The 15,701-nt window shown below is 41.0% G+C and carries 10 protein-coding genes; 6 read left to right on the forward strand and 4 right to left on the reverse strand.

From position 1 onward, the window contains the following. Position 1 precedes the first annotated feature (1 nt). Positions 2 to 1,243, forward strand: coding sequence for an outer membrane protein transport protein (locus DABAL43B_RS05745; RefSeq protein WP_079691482.1), 1,242 nt, complete (start codon positions 2 to 4; stop codon positions 1,241 to 1,243). 149 nt (positions 1,244 to 1,392) lie between these two features. Here the strand turns inward: DABAL43B_RS05745 and DABAL43B_RS05750 are convergent, their stop codons facing one another. Together DABAL43B_RS05750 and DABAL43B_RS05755 are read right to left on the reverse strand one after the other, a co-directional pair. After that, positions 1,393 to 2,445, reverse strand: coding sequence for an esterase/lipase family protein (locus DABAL43B_RS05750; protein ID WP_079691483.1), 1,053 nt, complete (start codon positions 2,443 to 2,445; stop codon positions 1,393 to 1,395). Between the two features lie 243 nt (positions 2,446 to 2,688). Continuing rightward, positions 2,689 to 3,795: a lipase secretion chaperone gene (locus tag DABAL43B_RS05755; protein ID WP_079691484.1), complete on the reverse strand. Its 1,107-nt coding sequence runs from the start codon at positions 3,793 to 3,795 to the stop codon at positions 2,689 to 2,691. Between the two features lie 387 nt (positions 3,796 to 4,182). On the opposite strand from DABAL43B_RS05755, the gene DABAL43B_RS05760 reads away from it, so the two are divergent. The 3 genes from DABAL43B_RS05760 to DABAL43B_RS05770 all read left to right on the forward strand — a co-directional run bounded on the left by DABAL43B_RS05760 (position 4,183) and on the right by DABAL43B_RS05770 (position 8,863). After that, positions 4,183 to 5,334, forward strand: a complete 1,152-nt coding sequence (locus DABAL43B_RS05760; protein ID WP_079691485.1) for an acyl-CoA dehydrogenase family protein — start codon at positions 4,183 to 4,185, stop codon at positions 5,332 to 5,334. Between the two features lie 143 nt (positions 5,335 to 5,477). Further along, a complete protein-coding gene (locus tag DABAL43B_RS05765; protein WP_079691486.1) occupies positions 5,478 to 7,118 on the forward strand; it encodes a long-chain-fatty-acid--CoA ligase in 1,641 nt (546 codons plus the stop codon). A 440-nt stretch (positions 7,119 to 7,558) separates the two neighbouring features. Next, on the forward strand, positions 7,559 to 8,863 hold the full coding sequence (locus DABAL43B_RS05770) for an NAD(P)/FAD-dependent oxidoreductase (RefSeq protein ID WP_079691487.1): 1,305 nt from the start codon (positions 7,559 to 7,561) through the stop codon (positions 8,861 to 8,863). A 29-nt stretch (positions 8,864 to 8,892) separates the two neighbouring features. Here the strand turns inward: DABAL43B_RS05770 and DABAL43B_RS05775 are convergent, their stop codons facing one another. Both DABAL43B_RS05775 and DABAL43B_RS05780 read right to left on the reverse strand, forming a co-directional pair. Then, positions 8,893 to 10,476, reverse strand: coding sequence for a leucine-rich repeat domain-containing protein (locus tag DABAL43B_RS05775; RefSeq protein ID WP_079691488.1), 1,584 nt, complete (start codon positions 10,474 to 10,476; stop codon positions 8,893 to 8,895). Between the two features lie 11 nt (positions 10,477 to 10,487). Next, positions 10,488 to 11,198 carry a succinate dehydrogenase iron-sulfur subunit gene (locus DABAL43B_RS05780; RefSeq protein WP_079691489.1) on the reverse strand — a complete coding sequence of 237 codons (711 nt, stop codon included), beginning with the start codon at positions 11,196 to 11,198 and terminating at the stop codon, positions 10,488 to 10,490. A gap of 361 nt (positions 11,199 to 11,559) precedes the next feature. On the opposite strand from DABAL43B_RS05780, the gene DABAL43B_RS05785 reads away from it, so the two are divergent. Both DABAL43B_RS05785 and DABAL43B_RS05790 read left to right on the forward strand, forming a co-directional pair. Further along, positions 11,560 to 12,891, forward strand: coding sequence for an alpha/beta hydrolase (locus DABAL43B_RS05785; RefSeq protein ID WP_079691490.1), 1,332 nt, complete (start codon positions 11,560 to 11,562; stop codon positions 12,889 to 12,891). A gap of 462 nt (positions 12,892 to 13,353) precedes the next feature. Further along, a complete protein-coding gene (locus DABAL43B_RS05790; RefSeq protein ID WP_171996328.1) occupies positions 13,354 to 15,537 on the forward strand; it encodes an ESPR-type extended signal peptide-containing protein in 2,184 nt (727 codons plus the stop codon). The last annotated feature ends 164 nt before the right edge of the window (positions 15,538 to 15,701 follow it).

Below are 15,701 nucleotides of genomic sequence, written 5' to 3' on the forward strand. Positions count from 1 at the left end.
AATGCAAAGAACTTTCTTACTATCGCAGCTTACTTGTGCGCTTGCCGCCCTGTCCCTAACTTCTATAGCAGGAGCCGCCGGATTAGATCGTTCCGGCCAGCCAAGTGAAGACTTCAGCTCAAGCGGTACGATAGCTTATATGAGTGCCTATCACATTAGCCCTGATATTTCAGGCGTAGAGTCAAACGGTGACAAAATCGGAGACCTTGGAGAGGAGTATGAGGGCTACGGTTACGGTGTCAAGACCGACATCAATGACAAATTTAGTGTTGGTGTATTTTACGATCAGCCCTTTGGTGCTGCAGTTCTTTTCGAAGGTGACAATTCACTAACTAACATTAATGCTGTTGACGATGATCGTAAGCGAACTTCAGCTAATGTCAAATCAGATAATTTCACAGGGCTGTTAGGTGTTAATTTAGGAGCCAACAATAACTTCAAAATTTATGGTGGCCCTGTGCTGCAGAAGATTGAAGCTAACGTAAAAATTAATAGTAAAAACTCTCAACTTGCTTCTGTAAACGGTTATGACCTTAATATCGCTAAAAACGATGCCTATGGTTATATGATCGGTGCTGCTTATGTCAAGCCAGAAATTGGTCTAAAAGCTGCTATCACCTATCGTTCAGAGATTGAGCATGATGCGAATTATGCAGAGTCTATGCCATTTATTAACGGTGTTAATACTCAATTACCGCCTGCACTCCAATTAGATGCTACACAAACGAGAGAAAGCGAGCTAACGACTCCTAAATCAGTCAATATCGACTTTCAAACAGGCCTGAATAAAACCACGCTATTAACCGCAAAAGCACGCTGGGTTCCTTGGAGTGACTTTAAGATTACGCCACCATTGTTAAATGAAAATGGCATTGCCTTAAACGCATTACAAAGTAAGACCGTAGATCAAGTAAATCTTTTACAGTATAGCGATGACTCTTATATGCTTGAAGTGGGATTGGGTAAACGTCTTACGCCAAAACTAGCCGTGTCAGGTTCAGTCGGTTGGGACAGTGGTGCTGGTAATCCAGTATCGCCATTAGGACCTACCGAAGGATATTATAGTGTCGGTCTTGGCGCTAAATACAATTTAACGCCTGAGTGGGCAGTATCTGCCGGTGCTAAATATTTGATGCTAGGTGATGCCGAGGGTCTTTTGGCTGCTAGTGGCACGCAAATTGGTAAGTTTGAAGACAATGATGCCTATTTATTTGGTATGAAACTGTCTTACGCATCTAAGTGATTTAATAAAATTGCACTATAAAAACTGAATTTATCTAAAGCAAAACGATAATATTTTTTAGATTCTTAGCCACTATAAAGAAGCCATTATTCATAAATAATGGCTTCTTTTGTAAGATAAATTTGAACTAATATTGACCTGATTCTAACTTAAACACCTGATTTCTTTAAACGATTTGCTTGGACACGGTAAACTGTCAATGGATTGGTTTCTAATAGTGAGCTCAGACCGAGAACCTGATTAATAGTATCTAAATGATTCATCCGGTAGTTATCACGGATGACTTGACCTATACGCGTTGAACAGTTATCTACTAGACCATCGTTGGGGATGCCTTCATGCGTCTGTCCAGTCAATGCTAGAATATAATCGCTTGGATCTAAGACGTTAGTTATATTACTAACACCCGCCCATGAATAATACTCAACACCGTTCATCACATTATTCGCTGGTGGTTGACCACAATACGTGTTTGGTAATGGTGCTGGATACTTAGCATTAAAAGCAGCACTACTTTCAGTGGTCGTTGTGGTAACGAAGTTTAGACTATTTTGGTCTTGTAGTTGATCTAGCGGTACACCGGATAGTATGTCTGCCGACACTCCAAACGCCTCAACACTGGCGGTCAATACTTTAGCCCCTAACTGATTTAGAGGCTTGTCACTGTTTATCAGGTTATCTAGCACATATTCACTCGTCTTACTACCTTTGTGTGGACTAGATACCGCTGTGACAGAAGCGACTTTATCAGAAGCAACGGTTGCAATATAGCGACTATCAAGACCACCTTGACTATGACCAATCAAGTTTACTTTTTTCGCTCCAGTAATGGCGGTGATGTAATTGACTTGTTTTAATAGCTGCTCACCGCGGACTTCAGAGGAATTGACAGAAGAAGTCTTAGTGGTAAAGACATCCGCTCCGTTTGTGATTAGAGTTTGTGGCACGCCAAAAAAATAATCTAAGCTACTGGCAAGCTGGTTCCAACCCAAAAATCCATGTACTAATACCATAGGATATTTAGTAGCGCCGTAGCTGCTAGTGAATATTCTTTTATCGACCTTAGTACAGCTCGTCGGCGCGTCACAAGTGTAGTATGACGATGATGCAGAAGCTGATGTAGAAGTCATTGCTAGTAGGCTTATGGCTGTTATAGCGGCGCCCGTTGATAGCAATTGGAAACGATTAATCCTGTTTTTCATATAACTTCCTTGTTAATGAATAAGCTTGTTAATGAATAAGCTTGTTAATGAATAAGCTCGTTAGTGAATAACATCGATACCATTATCGATGATGGTTGTACAACTTCGTACTTATGGTCTAAATCCTTTAGCCAAAACCCTTTGCTAAGTTACTTAGAGAAGTCTAAATACTGTTTCAAACAGCCTTTATTAAATGAGTGTTACCACTTAACATGGATAACAAATTACCTATTGCAGTCAGTTCTATTTATTTGACTTTATTTTCTCTATTTCCTGCAGTTCAGCATAGCCTGTGAGTCTTTTGCGCTCATCTTCATTAAATTGACTTCGCTCAAGTTGCTCTATTTGTGCTCGAGCTCCCGCTTCATTACCTGCACTATTAATCAATGCTTGTCTCTTTGCTTGGTATTGATTAAATCTATTATCAAAATCCGCTTCTCTTGTATCTACTTCTGCTAAACGAGAAGCTGCTGCTTCGCCAACCAAGCCACGGCGCATAGCGAAAAGTTCCTCTGCACTGGCACCCTTTGCTTTCATCTCTTCGGTACGCTGAGTGAGCTCACCAAAATTCGCTTGTTGTTGAAAGTTTTGCTTTATATCGCCATCTGGTAGCCGACTGATATAATCTTCACGGCGAGCCTTTTTCTGTGCCTCATCCAAGCCAGTATCTTGTTCGATACTGAGCATAGCAACGCTATAGTCTTCATACGCATCCTCTCCGCCAAAGAAGGCTTCAATCGTTGGCTGATCGAACAGCTGTTGACGTAGGCGGTTAACATCTTGCCGCCGCTGAGCAATCAAGTTCAGGTCCAGTTTGCCTGCTTGGGTCGTCTGCATCTGTAGGCTGCCGTAATTGGCTTGTAGATCATCTAACCCTTTTAGATAATTGACATATTGCTGAAATATTTGGATGGCTGAGCTGGCCGCAGGTTCTGGCGTATGACTGCGGATATAGGCTTCCACTCTTGCAATAATAGTCGCTTCATCTTCCTCACCCATTGCTGAGAGGAAGTAATCGAATAAGCGTCGCAATCCTTCCGTAACGACTAGCTGTCTATTTTCATCAACGATAATTCCACCATCGACATCGGTACCTTTTAAAGAGTTAGGTAGTTGTTCAAGCCCAGTAGTAAACCTAGAAAGGTTATCACTGTTCGTGATTTGATTATTATCATTGGCTGTGTCAGTTGTATTGGTTAAGGAAGTGGATAGCGTTGTAGATGAGATTTTGGTCTCTTTGGCAGGTATTGATACTGATTTTGGTTTTAACCACCAAATCAGTCCAGTTAAAACTGCCAGTAGCAATAAAGCAATAATGATAATAGTTTGAGTGTGACGTTTATTATTCATAAGAGTATCGATATCCTGACAATATTTAATCTAAGCTATCCAAGCTAAAACAGACTAAGCTAAGACAGAGTGCTATTGGAGTGACAGCTATCAGCAGTACGCATTTATTAATAGGAAAGGTGTTTATTCTGCTTGTATGGTAATTATTATTACTATAATGATTTGTAATAAAGCTAATTAATGCTTGACTATGATTGGAATATTGACAAATAATAGGGTATTAAGCAATATTATGAATATTAATAGTAATAAAAATTACCATTGACTTAATATCAATTAAGTTGCTTACTTTGAACCATAAATATCACGAAGCGTGTTTTAGAAAACTGTGATTATTTTATAAATTTTTTATCAACTTAAGATCAACACACAATCAAGGAAGACTTTATGGCTATCGCCTGTTTTAAACCAAAGTGGATGGACGAAGAGATTGAAATGTTGCACGAGAGTGCATTGAAGCTATTTAAAGATTGGGAACAGCATGATGAAAAGTGGCGTGAAAGCGGCATGCTTGATCGTGAGGCGTGGTTAGAAGCTGGCGAGATGGGTTTTTTATGTGCCTCTATGCCAGAAGAGTATGGCGGAGCAGGCGGTGACTTTCGTCACGAAGCGGCATTAATTTATGCGCAGTCAGAAGCCAACCAAGCAGGATTTGGCGGCTTTTTGCATTCAGGAATCGTAGCACCTTATATCTTGCATCATGGTACCGAAGAGCAGAAGCAGAAATGGTTACCGAAGATGGCGACTGGTGAGCTTATCGGCGCTATTGCCATGACTGAGCCAGGTACCGGCTCTGATTTGCAAAACATCAAGACTTTTGCGGTCAAAGACGGTGATGACTATATTATCAATGGCTCAAAGACCTTTATCACTAACGGTCAACTAGGCAACTTAATCATCGTTGCTTGTAAGACCGATAGAGAGCAGGGTGCTAAAGGCGTCTCGCTAATTGTGGTAGAAACCGACAATGCTCCCGGGTTTGAGCGCGGTAAAAAGCTGAAAAAGCTAGGTTTGGCTTCACAAGATACCTCAGAGTTATTCTTTAGTAATATGCGTGTTCCGCAAGCGAATTTGCTCGGTACCGTTGAAGGTATGGGCTTTATGCAGCTGATGCAAGAGTTGCCGCAAGAGAGATTAATTGTAGCGTTGGCAGGGATTGGCGCTATGAAACTAGCACTAGATTTGACCATTGACTATACCAAAGAGCGTACTGCTTTTGGCAAACCGGTATGGGGCTTTCAAAATACCCGTTTTAAGCTGGCTGAGTGTAACAGCCATTATATTGCTGCAAGTGCGTTATGTGATGCCGCTATAGAAGCCTTATTAGAGAATAAGCTCACCGTACAGCACGCCGCGTTAATCAAATATTGGGTCACGCAAAAGCAGTGTGATGTGATGGATGAATGCGTACAGCTATTCGGCGGTTACGGCTATATGATGGAATATCCTATCGCTCGACTCTATGCCGATGCACGCGTACAAAAAATCTATGGTGGCACCAATGAGATTATGAAAGAGTTAGCGTCACGCTTTATGTAATCTTTAATTTATTAAATAAGGTATCAAAAATAATTTTTTGGGTGTTATTAATACGCTTGTCATTTTGATTTTTTAAACCTTTGATTAATGTGCTAGATTAGGTAACACCCAACTATTCAGAACAACCTTTCAAGGAGGAAAGTATGCTCGGACAGATGATGCAACGCCCATTATTGATTAGCCATCTAATTCAACATGCTGCTAACTACCATGGCGATACCCCAATTATCTCGCGTGAGACTGATGGTAGTACCACTCATTCCGATTGGAAAACCATACATAGTAATAGTAAGCGTCTTGCTAATGCTTTGGCTAAACTTGGTGTAGAGCAGGGTGATCGCTTAGCGACTATCGCTTGGAATAATAGGCGTCACCTTGAAATCTGGTACGGCGTGTCTGGCGCTGGCATGGTATGTCATACTATCAACCCGCGTTTATTCCCACAGCAAATTATCTATGTCGTCAATGATGCGCAAGACCAAGTGCTGTTTTTTGAAAAGACATTTTTACCATTAATAGTCGGGGTTAAAGACCATCTACAGACAGTCAAACACTTTGTTTGTATGACCGCACCAGATGAAGAAGTCAGAGCGCAAATACCTAATGTTATCTTCTATGATGACATCGTTGATGAAGAGTCGGATGAGTTTGAATGGCCTGAGCTTGATGAAAATACACCAGCATCATTATGCTACACCTCAGGCACGACCGGTAATCCTAAAGGCGTGCTATATACCAATCGTAGTACGGTGCTGCATAGCTTTGGTATCAGCTTGCCTGACTCGCTCAATCTATCAGCAAAAGACATAGTCTTGCCTGTGGTACCGATGTTCCATGCTAATGCTTGGGGTTTGCCTTATGCCGCAGCGATGATTGGCTCATCATTAGTGTTACCAGGACCGAATCTAGATGGGCACAGTTTGGCGAATATGATTGATGACTATAAGGTTAATGTCGCTGTTGGCGTACCGACTATTTGGCAAACCTTACTAGCCGCTGCTAAAGAGACGGGTACTAAGCTGCCTAGCCTTAAACGCAACGTGGTCGGTGGTTCAGCGTGTCCGTCGTCTATGATTAAAACTTTCCGTGACGAGTTCGATTGTGAGACTCTGCATGCGTGGGGTATGACTGAGACCAGCCCGCTAGGAACGGCCAACCAGCTCAAGGCTAAACATAGCGATTTATCAGAGGAAGATAAACTAACGATCCGTTTATCGCAGGGTCGCCCGCCATTTGGTGTTGAGATTCGTATCGTTGATGCCGAGCAGAATAATCAACTGCTACCTAATGACGGTAAAACCTCGGGCAACGTGCAGATCAGAGGTTACTGGATCGTTGATACTTACTTTAATAGTGAAAAGTCGGCGCTTGAGTCGGATGGCTGGTTTGATACGGGCGACATTGCAACCATCAACGAAGATGGGTATTTAAGGATTCGAGATCGTGCCAAAGACTTAATCAAGTCAGGTGGTGAGTGGATATCCTCAGTAGAGCTAGAAGACATTGCCATGTCGCATCCGGCAGTAGCGATGGCAGCGGTTATTGGCGCCACACATCCAAAATGGGATGAGCGTCCGATTATCATTACTCAACTGGCGGTTGGCGAGCAGGTAAGCGAAGAGGCGCTAATCGCTCATTACGAAGGTAAAGTAGCAAAATGGCAGCTTCCTAATGCTGTCATCTTCGTAGAAGCAGTTCCGCTAAATGGCACTGGGAAAATGCTCAAAAAAGACTTACGTGAGCAGTATGGTAATCATCTTATTGAGCGCGGTTTGATCGACTAAATAAGCAATATTTCGGCTTTCATTTAAAAGAAAGTTATTTATTCGACAAGCTGTTGATACTACATATTTTGTAGTATCAACAGCTTTTTTTATAAGATTAAGAAAGTAATAGTCCTGTCTCCTAGGGCAGGATAGGAGATATAGATCACATGGTTACCTTACTAAAGGCCAAGTATGCTTAGGTCAATACCACTGGTAACTTAAAAATCAAACCAATGCTATCGGTGCTATTTTAAATAATGATCTATTTGCAGTGGGGCTATGCAACTGCAGTATAAAAAGTGATGTCTTTCACAGCTGGGTGAGTCAGTGACTGCTACCCACTCTACACAGCTATTAATGTTTAATCCTGTTAGGTTTAACGTCCTGACTCCAATTAAATAGTCATTAACATAGCAATAGCGGTCTATATTTGGTTATGTTATTTTTAGGACAACATTATGAGTATTATTATACCTAAAATCGTTGTTATTGGCGGTGGTGCTGGCGGATTAGAGCTTGTAACTCAGTTAGGGCACAAATTAGGCAAAAAAAAGCACGCGGACATACTGCTAATAGATAAAAATCGCACCCATATTTGGAAGCCATTACTGCATGAAGTTGCAACAGGCTCTATTGACCCTGATTTAGATAGCGTTGTGTACTCAGCGCATGCCGTCAAACATTATTACCGTTTTCAGCTTGGGACATTTTTTAATATTGACCAAAGTAATCAAACTATTACTCTTGCCCCTTTTTATGACGAGTTAGGCCACACTATTCTGCCAGAGCGCAGCGTCCCCTACGATTACCTCGTTATTGCCATAGGCAGCGTAAGCCATGACTTTAATATCCCTGGTATCAAAGAGCATTGCTACTTTTTAGATTCAAATCAGCAAGCACAGCGTTTTCAGCACTCACTACTCGATAGCTTTACACGTATTCATCAAGACGATAATCAACAGCAATCACTCACTATTGCCATTGTTGGTGGCGGTGCTACGGGAGTAGAGCTTTCGGCTGAGCTGTATCATGTCTCTGGTTTATTGAAGCTATACGGTTTGACAAATATGTCATCTAAGCGCTTACGTATACAGCTGATTGAAGCCGGACCGCGTATTCTACCTGCCTTGCCAGAACGCATTGCCACTAGCGCTAAACTTGAGCTATCGAAACTAGGTGTTAATGTGTGCGAACATACGCAAGTCAAAGAGGCTAACGAGCACGGTTTTATTACTCAAAATAATGAGCGGATTGACGCTGATATTATGGTATGGGCAGCAGGTATAAAGGCGCCTGACTTTATTGAAGACTTGGGTATTTTTGAGATTACTCGTAGCAATCAAATCCAAGTAAACCAATTTTTGCAAAGCACAGTAGATGACAGTATTTTTGTATTGGGCGATTGCTGCGCCTTTACCCAAGCCGATGGCATACAAGTACCACCGCGTGCCCAATCGGCGCATCAAATGGCGCAATGTGTTGAGAGAAATTTGATTGCGACATTAAAAAATCAGCCCCTTAGTAGCTTTGAATATAAGGACCATGGATCGCTGGTTAACTTATCTGGTTATAACACGGTAGGAAATTTAATGGGCAACCTAACCAACAATAGCTTTTTTATTGAAGGAAAAATTGCTCGTTTTATGTATATATCCCTTTATCGCATGCATCAACGTGCTATTCACGGCATAGTCAAAACATTTATCTTATGGATTGTTGAAAAATTACTGCGCGTAGGGCGTCCAAAAATGAAGTTACATTAATCAGAATAATCATTATAGATTGCTCATTCCTATAATTTTAAACCATATACAGTCTCTATAGAATGCAAGTAATCCAGTATCTTCGGAGAAAGACCATTAAGCGGGTTTCCCTTAAGATTAATACAGTCTAGATTGGTTAGCTGCAAAATACTGTCAGGCAAGTTGTTAAGATTACAGTGAATCAGATCAAGCTTAGTGAGGTTAGAGAGTTGACCGATGCTATCAGGCAGATCTTTAAGATCACAATGACTGATGAACAGCTCAGTTAGGTTAGTGAGTTGTCCAATACTATCCGGTAAATCTCTAAGTTCGCAATGACTGATATAAAGCTTATTTAGGGTGTTGAGTTGGCCCATGCTATCAGGCAGATTTGTAAGCTTACAACCAGTAAGATTAAGCATAGTAAGACTAGTGAGCTGTCCAATACTATCTGTCAACTCTCTAAGCTCACAGTGGATCAGATTAAGCACAGCAAGATTAGTGAGTTGACCAATGCTATCCGGTAACTCTTTAAGCTCACAGTGAATAAGATTAAGCTCAGCAAGGCCAGTCAGTTGTCCGATGCTATCCGGTAAGTTTTTAAGCTTACAGTGAATAATATCAAGTTTAATTAAGTTAGTAAGCTGCCCAATACTATCCGGTAGGTCTTGAAGCTGACAATGACTAATGAACAGCTCAGTTAGGTTAGTGAGTTGTCCGATATTGTCAGGTAATTCTTTAAGCTCACAATGATTAATATAAAGCTTATCGAGGATGGTGAGTTGACCAATACTATCTGGCAACTGTCTAAGCTCACAATGAATCAGATCAAGCTCAGTAAGATTACTGAGTTGGCCGATGCTATCAGGCAGATGTTCAATCTTACATTCACTGATAAAAAGCTTAGCAAGATTAGCCAGTTGACCAATAGCGTCAGGTAACTCTTTCAGCTCACAGTGAATAAGATCAAGTTCAACAAGATTAATGAGTTGACCAATACTGTCAGGCAATGCTTTAAGCTCACAATGACTGATAAAAAGTTCAGTAAGGTAAGTGAGTTGGCCGATACTGGTAGGCAATTCTTTAAGTTCGCAATGACTAATAACTATCTTAGTTAAGTTACTGAGTTGACCAATACTGTCGGGCAGGTGTCTGAGCTTACTTTTATCAATAAAAAGCCCCGTAAGGTTACTCAGTTGCCCAATGCTATCAGGTAGCTCTCTAAGCTCGTAACGATTAATAAAAAGCTTCGTTAGGTTAGTGAGTCGGCCCATATTATTTGATAAGTCACTCGAATTAATACCATGAAAATTAATTTCCACGTGACTTGTGAGGTAAGCCAGTTCGTTAGAGCTATAATTTATTCTATATATACGTCTATATTCCCGTTCATCCAGCCCAGTGACTTCCACTTCTATAATTTCTAGAACCTCTAAAGTCTCTAACTTTCTGATTGCCAGTGACGACTCTTTATCATGAGGCGTCTCATAGCCGAGCATATCAAATGTGTCTGCCCAATCCCATATTTCCTCAATCCAACTATCGTTAATATCTAGCGCTTTAACCTCTAGCGCTGTACTGAAAGTATCAAATATAGAGATTTCTTGAGATTTATTATTAGTATCTTGACTCATAATCTCGCTCCTTAGCCTGCTTGGTTAATCAGCATATTACGCAAGTTGCCAATGGCTTTAGTTGGATTCAAGCCTTTTGGACAATACAACACGCAATTCATAATACCGCGGCAACGGAATAAACTAAAGGGGTCTTCTAAACGTAACAAACGTGCTCGGGTATCTGTATCACGGCTATCAACAGCGAAGCGATTAGCGTTCAATAATGCGGCTGGGCCTAAAAACTTATCAGGATTCCACCAAAACGAGGGACATGCCGTTGAACAGCAAGCGCATAAAATACATTCGTAGAGACCGTTCAGTTTTTCGCGCTGCTCAGGAGTCTGCAAGCGCTCCGTTACTGGCAGTGGCTGATCGTTGATTAAGTAGGGATGAATCTTTTCATATTGTTCATAAAATTGGTTCATATCAATAACCAAGTCACGAACAACGGGTAAGCCTGGTAGCGGACGAATGGTGACTTTCTCAGGCAAGCTATTCATATTCGTTAAACACGCCAAGGCGTTTTTACCATTGATGTTCATACCATCAGAGCCGCAAATACCTTCACGGCAGGAACGGCGAAAAGTGATGGTTTCGTCTTGTTTTTTAAGGCGTATCAGTAGATCAAGCAGCATACGATCTGAATCTAGTAGTTCAATCGTATAGCTTTGCATACGCGGCGCTGCGTCCTTATCAGGATCGTAGCGATATATTTCGATGGTGCGAGTACCTCGGCTCATAATGCTAAACTCCCAATATAAGTAATCTGCTTTTCATAAAATATATAGCTATATATGACTATATACTAATTTCTTACTTAATAGTGGTCGATAAGTTCAAAGTCGGGTTTGATGGTAATTGTCATTTGTGAACACTAGGGCGTGTCCTTCAATTCGAATGATAGTTATCTTAATAGGCTAAAAATGGCTAAATCTACGCCAAAATCCGTCAAGTATCTGGCTGATATACTTATATTACCTGCGCTATTTTTATTATTTGGCTAATATTTATTACCATTTTTCAAATGAGGACATGCCCTAGGTATCTTTACTTTATACTAAGATAAAAGCCAATGTTAATTTTGATTGAATGAGAGGGTTTATGAAAATCTTGCCGACATCATCGCTAAATGCATTGCTAACAAAAGTAATCAAAACCGTAGAAACCACTGCGCTTAAACGTACCAATCAGCGACACGTCCTGCATTATATTCTAAAAGGGTTAGGTGACTTACCAACGCCAGTCCTTGAGCGACTTAATCGCTATCTAAAGTCACCTACAGTTGAACAGTACCCTAACGCTGATGCTCATATGAGGCTAATTATCGGTTTGAACGATAAGCTTAAGCCGCCTATACAAATCACGCAATTAATACAGTTACGGCAAAAATTTGCAACCGAGATGGTCGCTATTCAATCTCCAAGTGTATGGCAGCAAAGAAATGCTGACGATAACTTTAAAAATAAAAAACGTAACCATAAAGAAAACGGCAATTCGGTGAGCTGGCAAGACAAGGTTATTGCCAACGCTGATAGTGGGGATATGATTATTCGCTGTTATCAGGCAGAGTCTAGCGCTACTCAAAATCCTGAACAAAACGATGATAATGTGGTGATGTTATTTTTTCATGGGGGCGGATTCTGCGTCGGTGATGTCAATACAGATCATGAATTCTGTCATGCCGTTTGTGCGCAAACCAGCTGGGCAGTTGTCAGTGTTGACTACCGGCTGGCACCGGAACACCCTGCTCCCACCGCTATTAGAGACTGTCTTGAGGCTTATGCTTGGTTGGCTAAGCATGCTCATACCCTTGGCGCATCATCATCTCGTATCGTTTTAGCAGGTGATAGCTCAGGCGGTGGTCTTGCAGCATTGGTAGCGCAGCAGGTGAGCAACGCCACTGTTAGGCAATCTTCCGATAAACAGGAATATATTAATATGCTTGATGACTTCACTATTGATATTTTCCAGCAGTTGCAAAATTTACCGCGTCCACTGGCACAGCTATTGTTATACCCGATTACGGATATCGGAACGGATTATCCAAGCTGGAAGTTGTATGGTCAAGGCTTAATGCTAGATTATAAAGATATTGAATTGTTTCATGCCGCTTATCTGAAAGATAGCTCCTTAACACAACCGCACGCGCTTATCTCACCCATGTATGGTGATAATACAGAGATATGTCCAAGCTATATCGTTGCTGCTGAATTAGATATTTTACGTGACGAAGCACTGGTTTATGCCAAAAATCTGCAAGATCATGGTATCAACGTGCAGACTCATATTATCCTTGGCGTACCACATGGTTTTACTCATTTGATGAGCGTACATAAAGGTCTTGGGCGTGAGATGACTGATACTATCGATAAGTTTGCCATTTTTGTACGGCAGATAATTGGTACAGAAACAAACACAACGATGTTGGAATAAAAATTCATAGGGATTATTGAGGCGGTTATGATTGATAATTTTAGCGCTAAAGGTTTTACTTTTAGTGCAAAGGGTGTGTCAGTTGGGCGTTAAATAAAATGCAGTTATTAAGATGCGGGCTGGTTTGACCTATGCTGTCAAATCTGTAGACATTCACTTGGGAGATTTTAGTTACGCAGCCTGACGATAATAATCAAACCACATTTGTCTTAGTGTTCTATAGCCTAAACCCTTTTGAATCCTAGTCTGGTTATACTCAAGCACTATATATTTAGTCATATATAGTGCTTTTATAATATAATTTTACAGATATGTTGATTTTGTGCTTTAATAAGTTACAGTTGTCATTTATAAGAATTATTAATGTAACTCATTAATCTTCTAACAAATACTTTTGCTTTAAGTTCTAGCTAGAACCTTTATTTTATCAACGAATAATTTTTTAGGCTTATGGAGCGAACTATGAATAAGGTGTTTAAAAAAATTTGGAGTAAATCATTAGGTTGTGTCGTTGTGGTATCTGAAAGTGCTAAGAGCGCTGGTAAGACTAACTGTACCACTGGCGCTGTCACCCAGACTGCTCGCTCAACTGGCTATAAAGTGCTGATTATAAAAGGAATTGTTTTCAGTATTGCAGCTGTTAGTGGCACTACAGTTTGGGCAGGCGTAGTATGCGTAACTGATCCTGTTTCTGCGGGAAGTACCGCAGTAGGTGCAACTACACTGGCATGTGGAATAAATAACACAGCTAACGGTCTCTATAGCAATGCCTTAGGTATTGATAATAAAGCAATGACTGAAGCTAGTGCATTAGGTTATGCAAATGAAGCAACAGGCGACTCTAGCAGTGCAGTAGGGTTTTTTAATAAGTCCACGGGTAATGATAGCAGTGCGTTAGGCTATATAAATACTGCATCTAAAATTAACAGCAGTGCCGTAGGGTCTAACAATATCGCATCAGGTAGTTATAGTAGTGCGTTAGGTTATAGGAATACTGCATCTGAAACTAAAAGTAGTGCAGTTGGTTATGCTAATGAAGCATCAGGTGATTCTAGTAGCGCAGTGGGTTATACCAATAAAGCGTCAGGTAGTTATAGTAGTTCGTTAGGTTATAGGAATACTGCATCTGAAACTAAAAGTAGTGCAGTTGGTTATGCTAATAAAGCATCAGGTAATTCTAGTAGCGCAGTGGGTTTTGAAAATACATCAGAAGGTGATTATAGTATTGCAGTTGGTTATAGAAACACTGCATCAGGTGAAGATAGCAGCGTGTTCGGAAGTTATAGCCAAGCCACTGCAACAGGCGCAACCGCCATTGGTAGTTTCTCCATTGCAGATGAAAAAAATACGGTTTCAGTTGGTAGCAAAGGTTTCGAAAAGCGTATCACTAACGTAGCAGATGCGACAAACGAAACGGATGCTGTAAATAAACGTTATACCGATGGCAAAGCATCTGAGACTTTGACCGCATCCAAAGGTTATACCGATGGAAAAGCGACCGAGACTTTGACTGCCTCCAAAGGTTATACCGATGGCAAAGCGACCGAAACCTTAACCGCATCCAAAGGTTATACCGATGGCAAAGTATCTGAAACTTTGACTGCCTCCAAAGGTTATACCGATGGAAAAGCATCTGAGACCTTGAGCGCATCAAAAGGCTATACCGATGGCAAAGCATCTGAGACTTTAACCGCATCCAAAGGTTATACCGATGGCAAAGTATCTGAAACTTTGACTGCCTCCAAAGGTTATACCGATGGCAAAGTATCTGAAACTTTGACTGCCTCCAAAGGTTATACCGATGATCAGGTTTTGATCGTTAAACAGAGTATTGCTGCACAGCATAAATACCTAAAAGTTAATGGTGGTACGTCTGCCGAAGGGATTGCTAGTGGAGACAACGCAATGGCTTTAGGAGCTAGTGCAATTGCACGAGGCAAGCAATCTATTGCAATGGGCGATGGTGCCCAAGCAATAGGTGAGCAATCTATTAGCATTGGTACAGGTAATAAAGTGACTGGAAATTATTCAGGTGCGATTGGTGACCCAAGTACTGTCAGTGGCAATAGCAGTTATAGTATGGGCAATAATAATACAGTGTCTGGCGACAATACTTTTGTGCTAGGCAATAACGTCAATACTGCTGCAAAAAATGCAGTGGTACTCGGTAATGACTCTAGCTCTAGCCGTGAAAATACGGTGTCGGTTGGTTCTGCTACTAACCAACGTCAGATTATCAATGTTGCTAATGGTACCGCTGATAATGACGCAGTCAATGTAAGTCAGTTACAAGCCGCAAAAACGAGCGCTATCGAAACCTCGAACACCTATACTGATGAAAGATTTACGTCTCTAAATGATTCGATTCACAATTATGTGCAAGACAATGGACAGCGTTTTAAAGAAATTGATGAGCGTTTTGATCGTCAAGGTGCGATGAGTGCTGCGATGTTAAACATGGCAACCAGCACATCAGGTCTACAAGGTAGAAACCGTATAGGTGTAGGCGCAGGTTTTCAGGGTTCTGAGCAAGCGGTCTCCTTAGGTTATCAACGTGTTATAAACCCCAATACCAGCTTCAGTCTAGGTGGTGCTTTCACTAAAGATGAGAGCTCTGGTGGTGTGGGTATGGGCTTTAGCTGGTAAGCCTTAAGTAAATCAAAACTAAGAAAAGGGACATTAATTTGTCCCTTTTACGTAACTATCATTCCACATTCATTATCTACATTCCATCAAAAAAAGTGAAGGCAAGCAGGTTTCTACGCTAAGCCTAGATGGATAATGATAGAGATAAACATACCCTTTATAAC

Origin of the sequence: Psychrobacter sp. DAB_AL43B, from assembly GCF_900168255.1 — a bacterium.
Lineage (GTDB): Bacteria > Pseudomonadota > Gammaproteobacteria > Pseudomonadales > Moraxellaceae > Psychrobacter.

Excerpts from the sequence above, each read along its gene's own strand:
- DABAL43B_RS05745 (WP_079691482.1), top strand. The coding sequence starts at position 2 with ATGCAAAGAACTTTCTTACTATCGCAGCTTACTTGTGCGCTTGCCGCC.
- DABAL43B_RS05750 (WP_079691483.1), bottom strand. The coding sequence starts at position 2,445 with ATGAAAAACAGGATTAATCGTTTCCAATTGCTATCAACGGGCGCCGCT.
- DABAL43B_RS05755 (WP_079691484.1), bottom strand. The coding sequence starts at position 3,795 with ATGAATAATAAACGTCACACTCAAACTATTATCATTATTGCTTTATTG.
- DABAL43B_RS05760 (WP_079691485.1), top strand. The coding sequence starts at position 4,183 with ATGGCTATCGCCTGTTTTAAACCAAAGTGGATGGACGAAGAGATTGAA.
- DABAL43B_RS05765 (WP_079691486.1), top strand. The coding sequence starts at position 5,478 with ATGCTCGGACAGATGATGCAACGCCCATTATTGATTAGCCATCTAATT.
- DABAL43B_RS05770 (WP_079691487.1), top strand. The coding sequence starts at position 7,559 with ATGAGTATTATTATACCTAAAATCGTTGTTATTGGCGGTGGTGCTGGC.
- DABAL43B_RS05775 (WP_079691488.1), bottom strand. The coding sequence starts at position 10,476 with ATGAGTCAAGATACTAATAATAAATCTCAAGAAATCTCTATATTTGAT.
- DABAL43B_RS05780 (WP_079691489.1), bottom strand. The coding sequence starts at position 11,198 with ATGAGCCGAGGTACTCGCACCATCGAAATATATCGCTACGATCCTGAT.
- DABAL43B_RS05785 (WP_079691490.1), top strand. The coding sequence starts at position 11,560 with ATGAAAATCTTGCCGACATCATCGCTAAATGCATTGCTAACAAAAGTA.
- DABAL43B_RS05790 (WP_171996328.1), top strand. The coding sequence starts at position 13,354 with ATGAATAAGGTGTTTAAAAAAATTTGGAGTAAATCATTAGGTTGTGTC.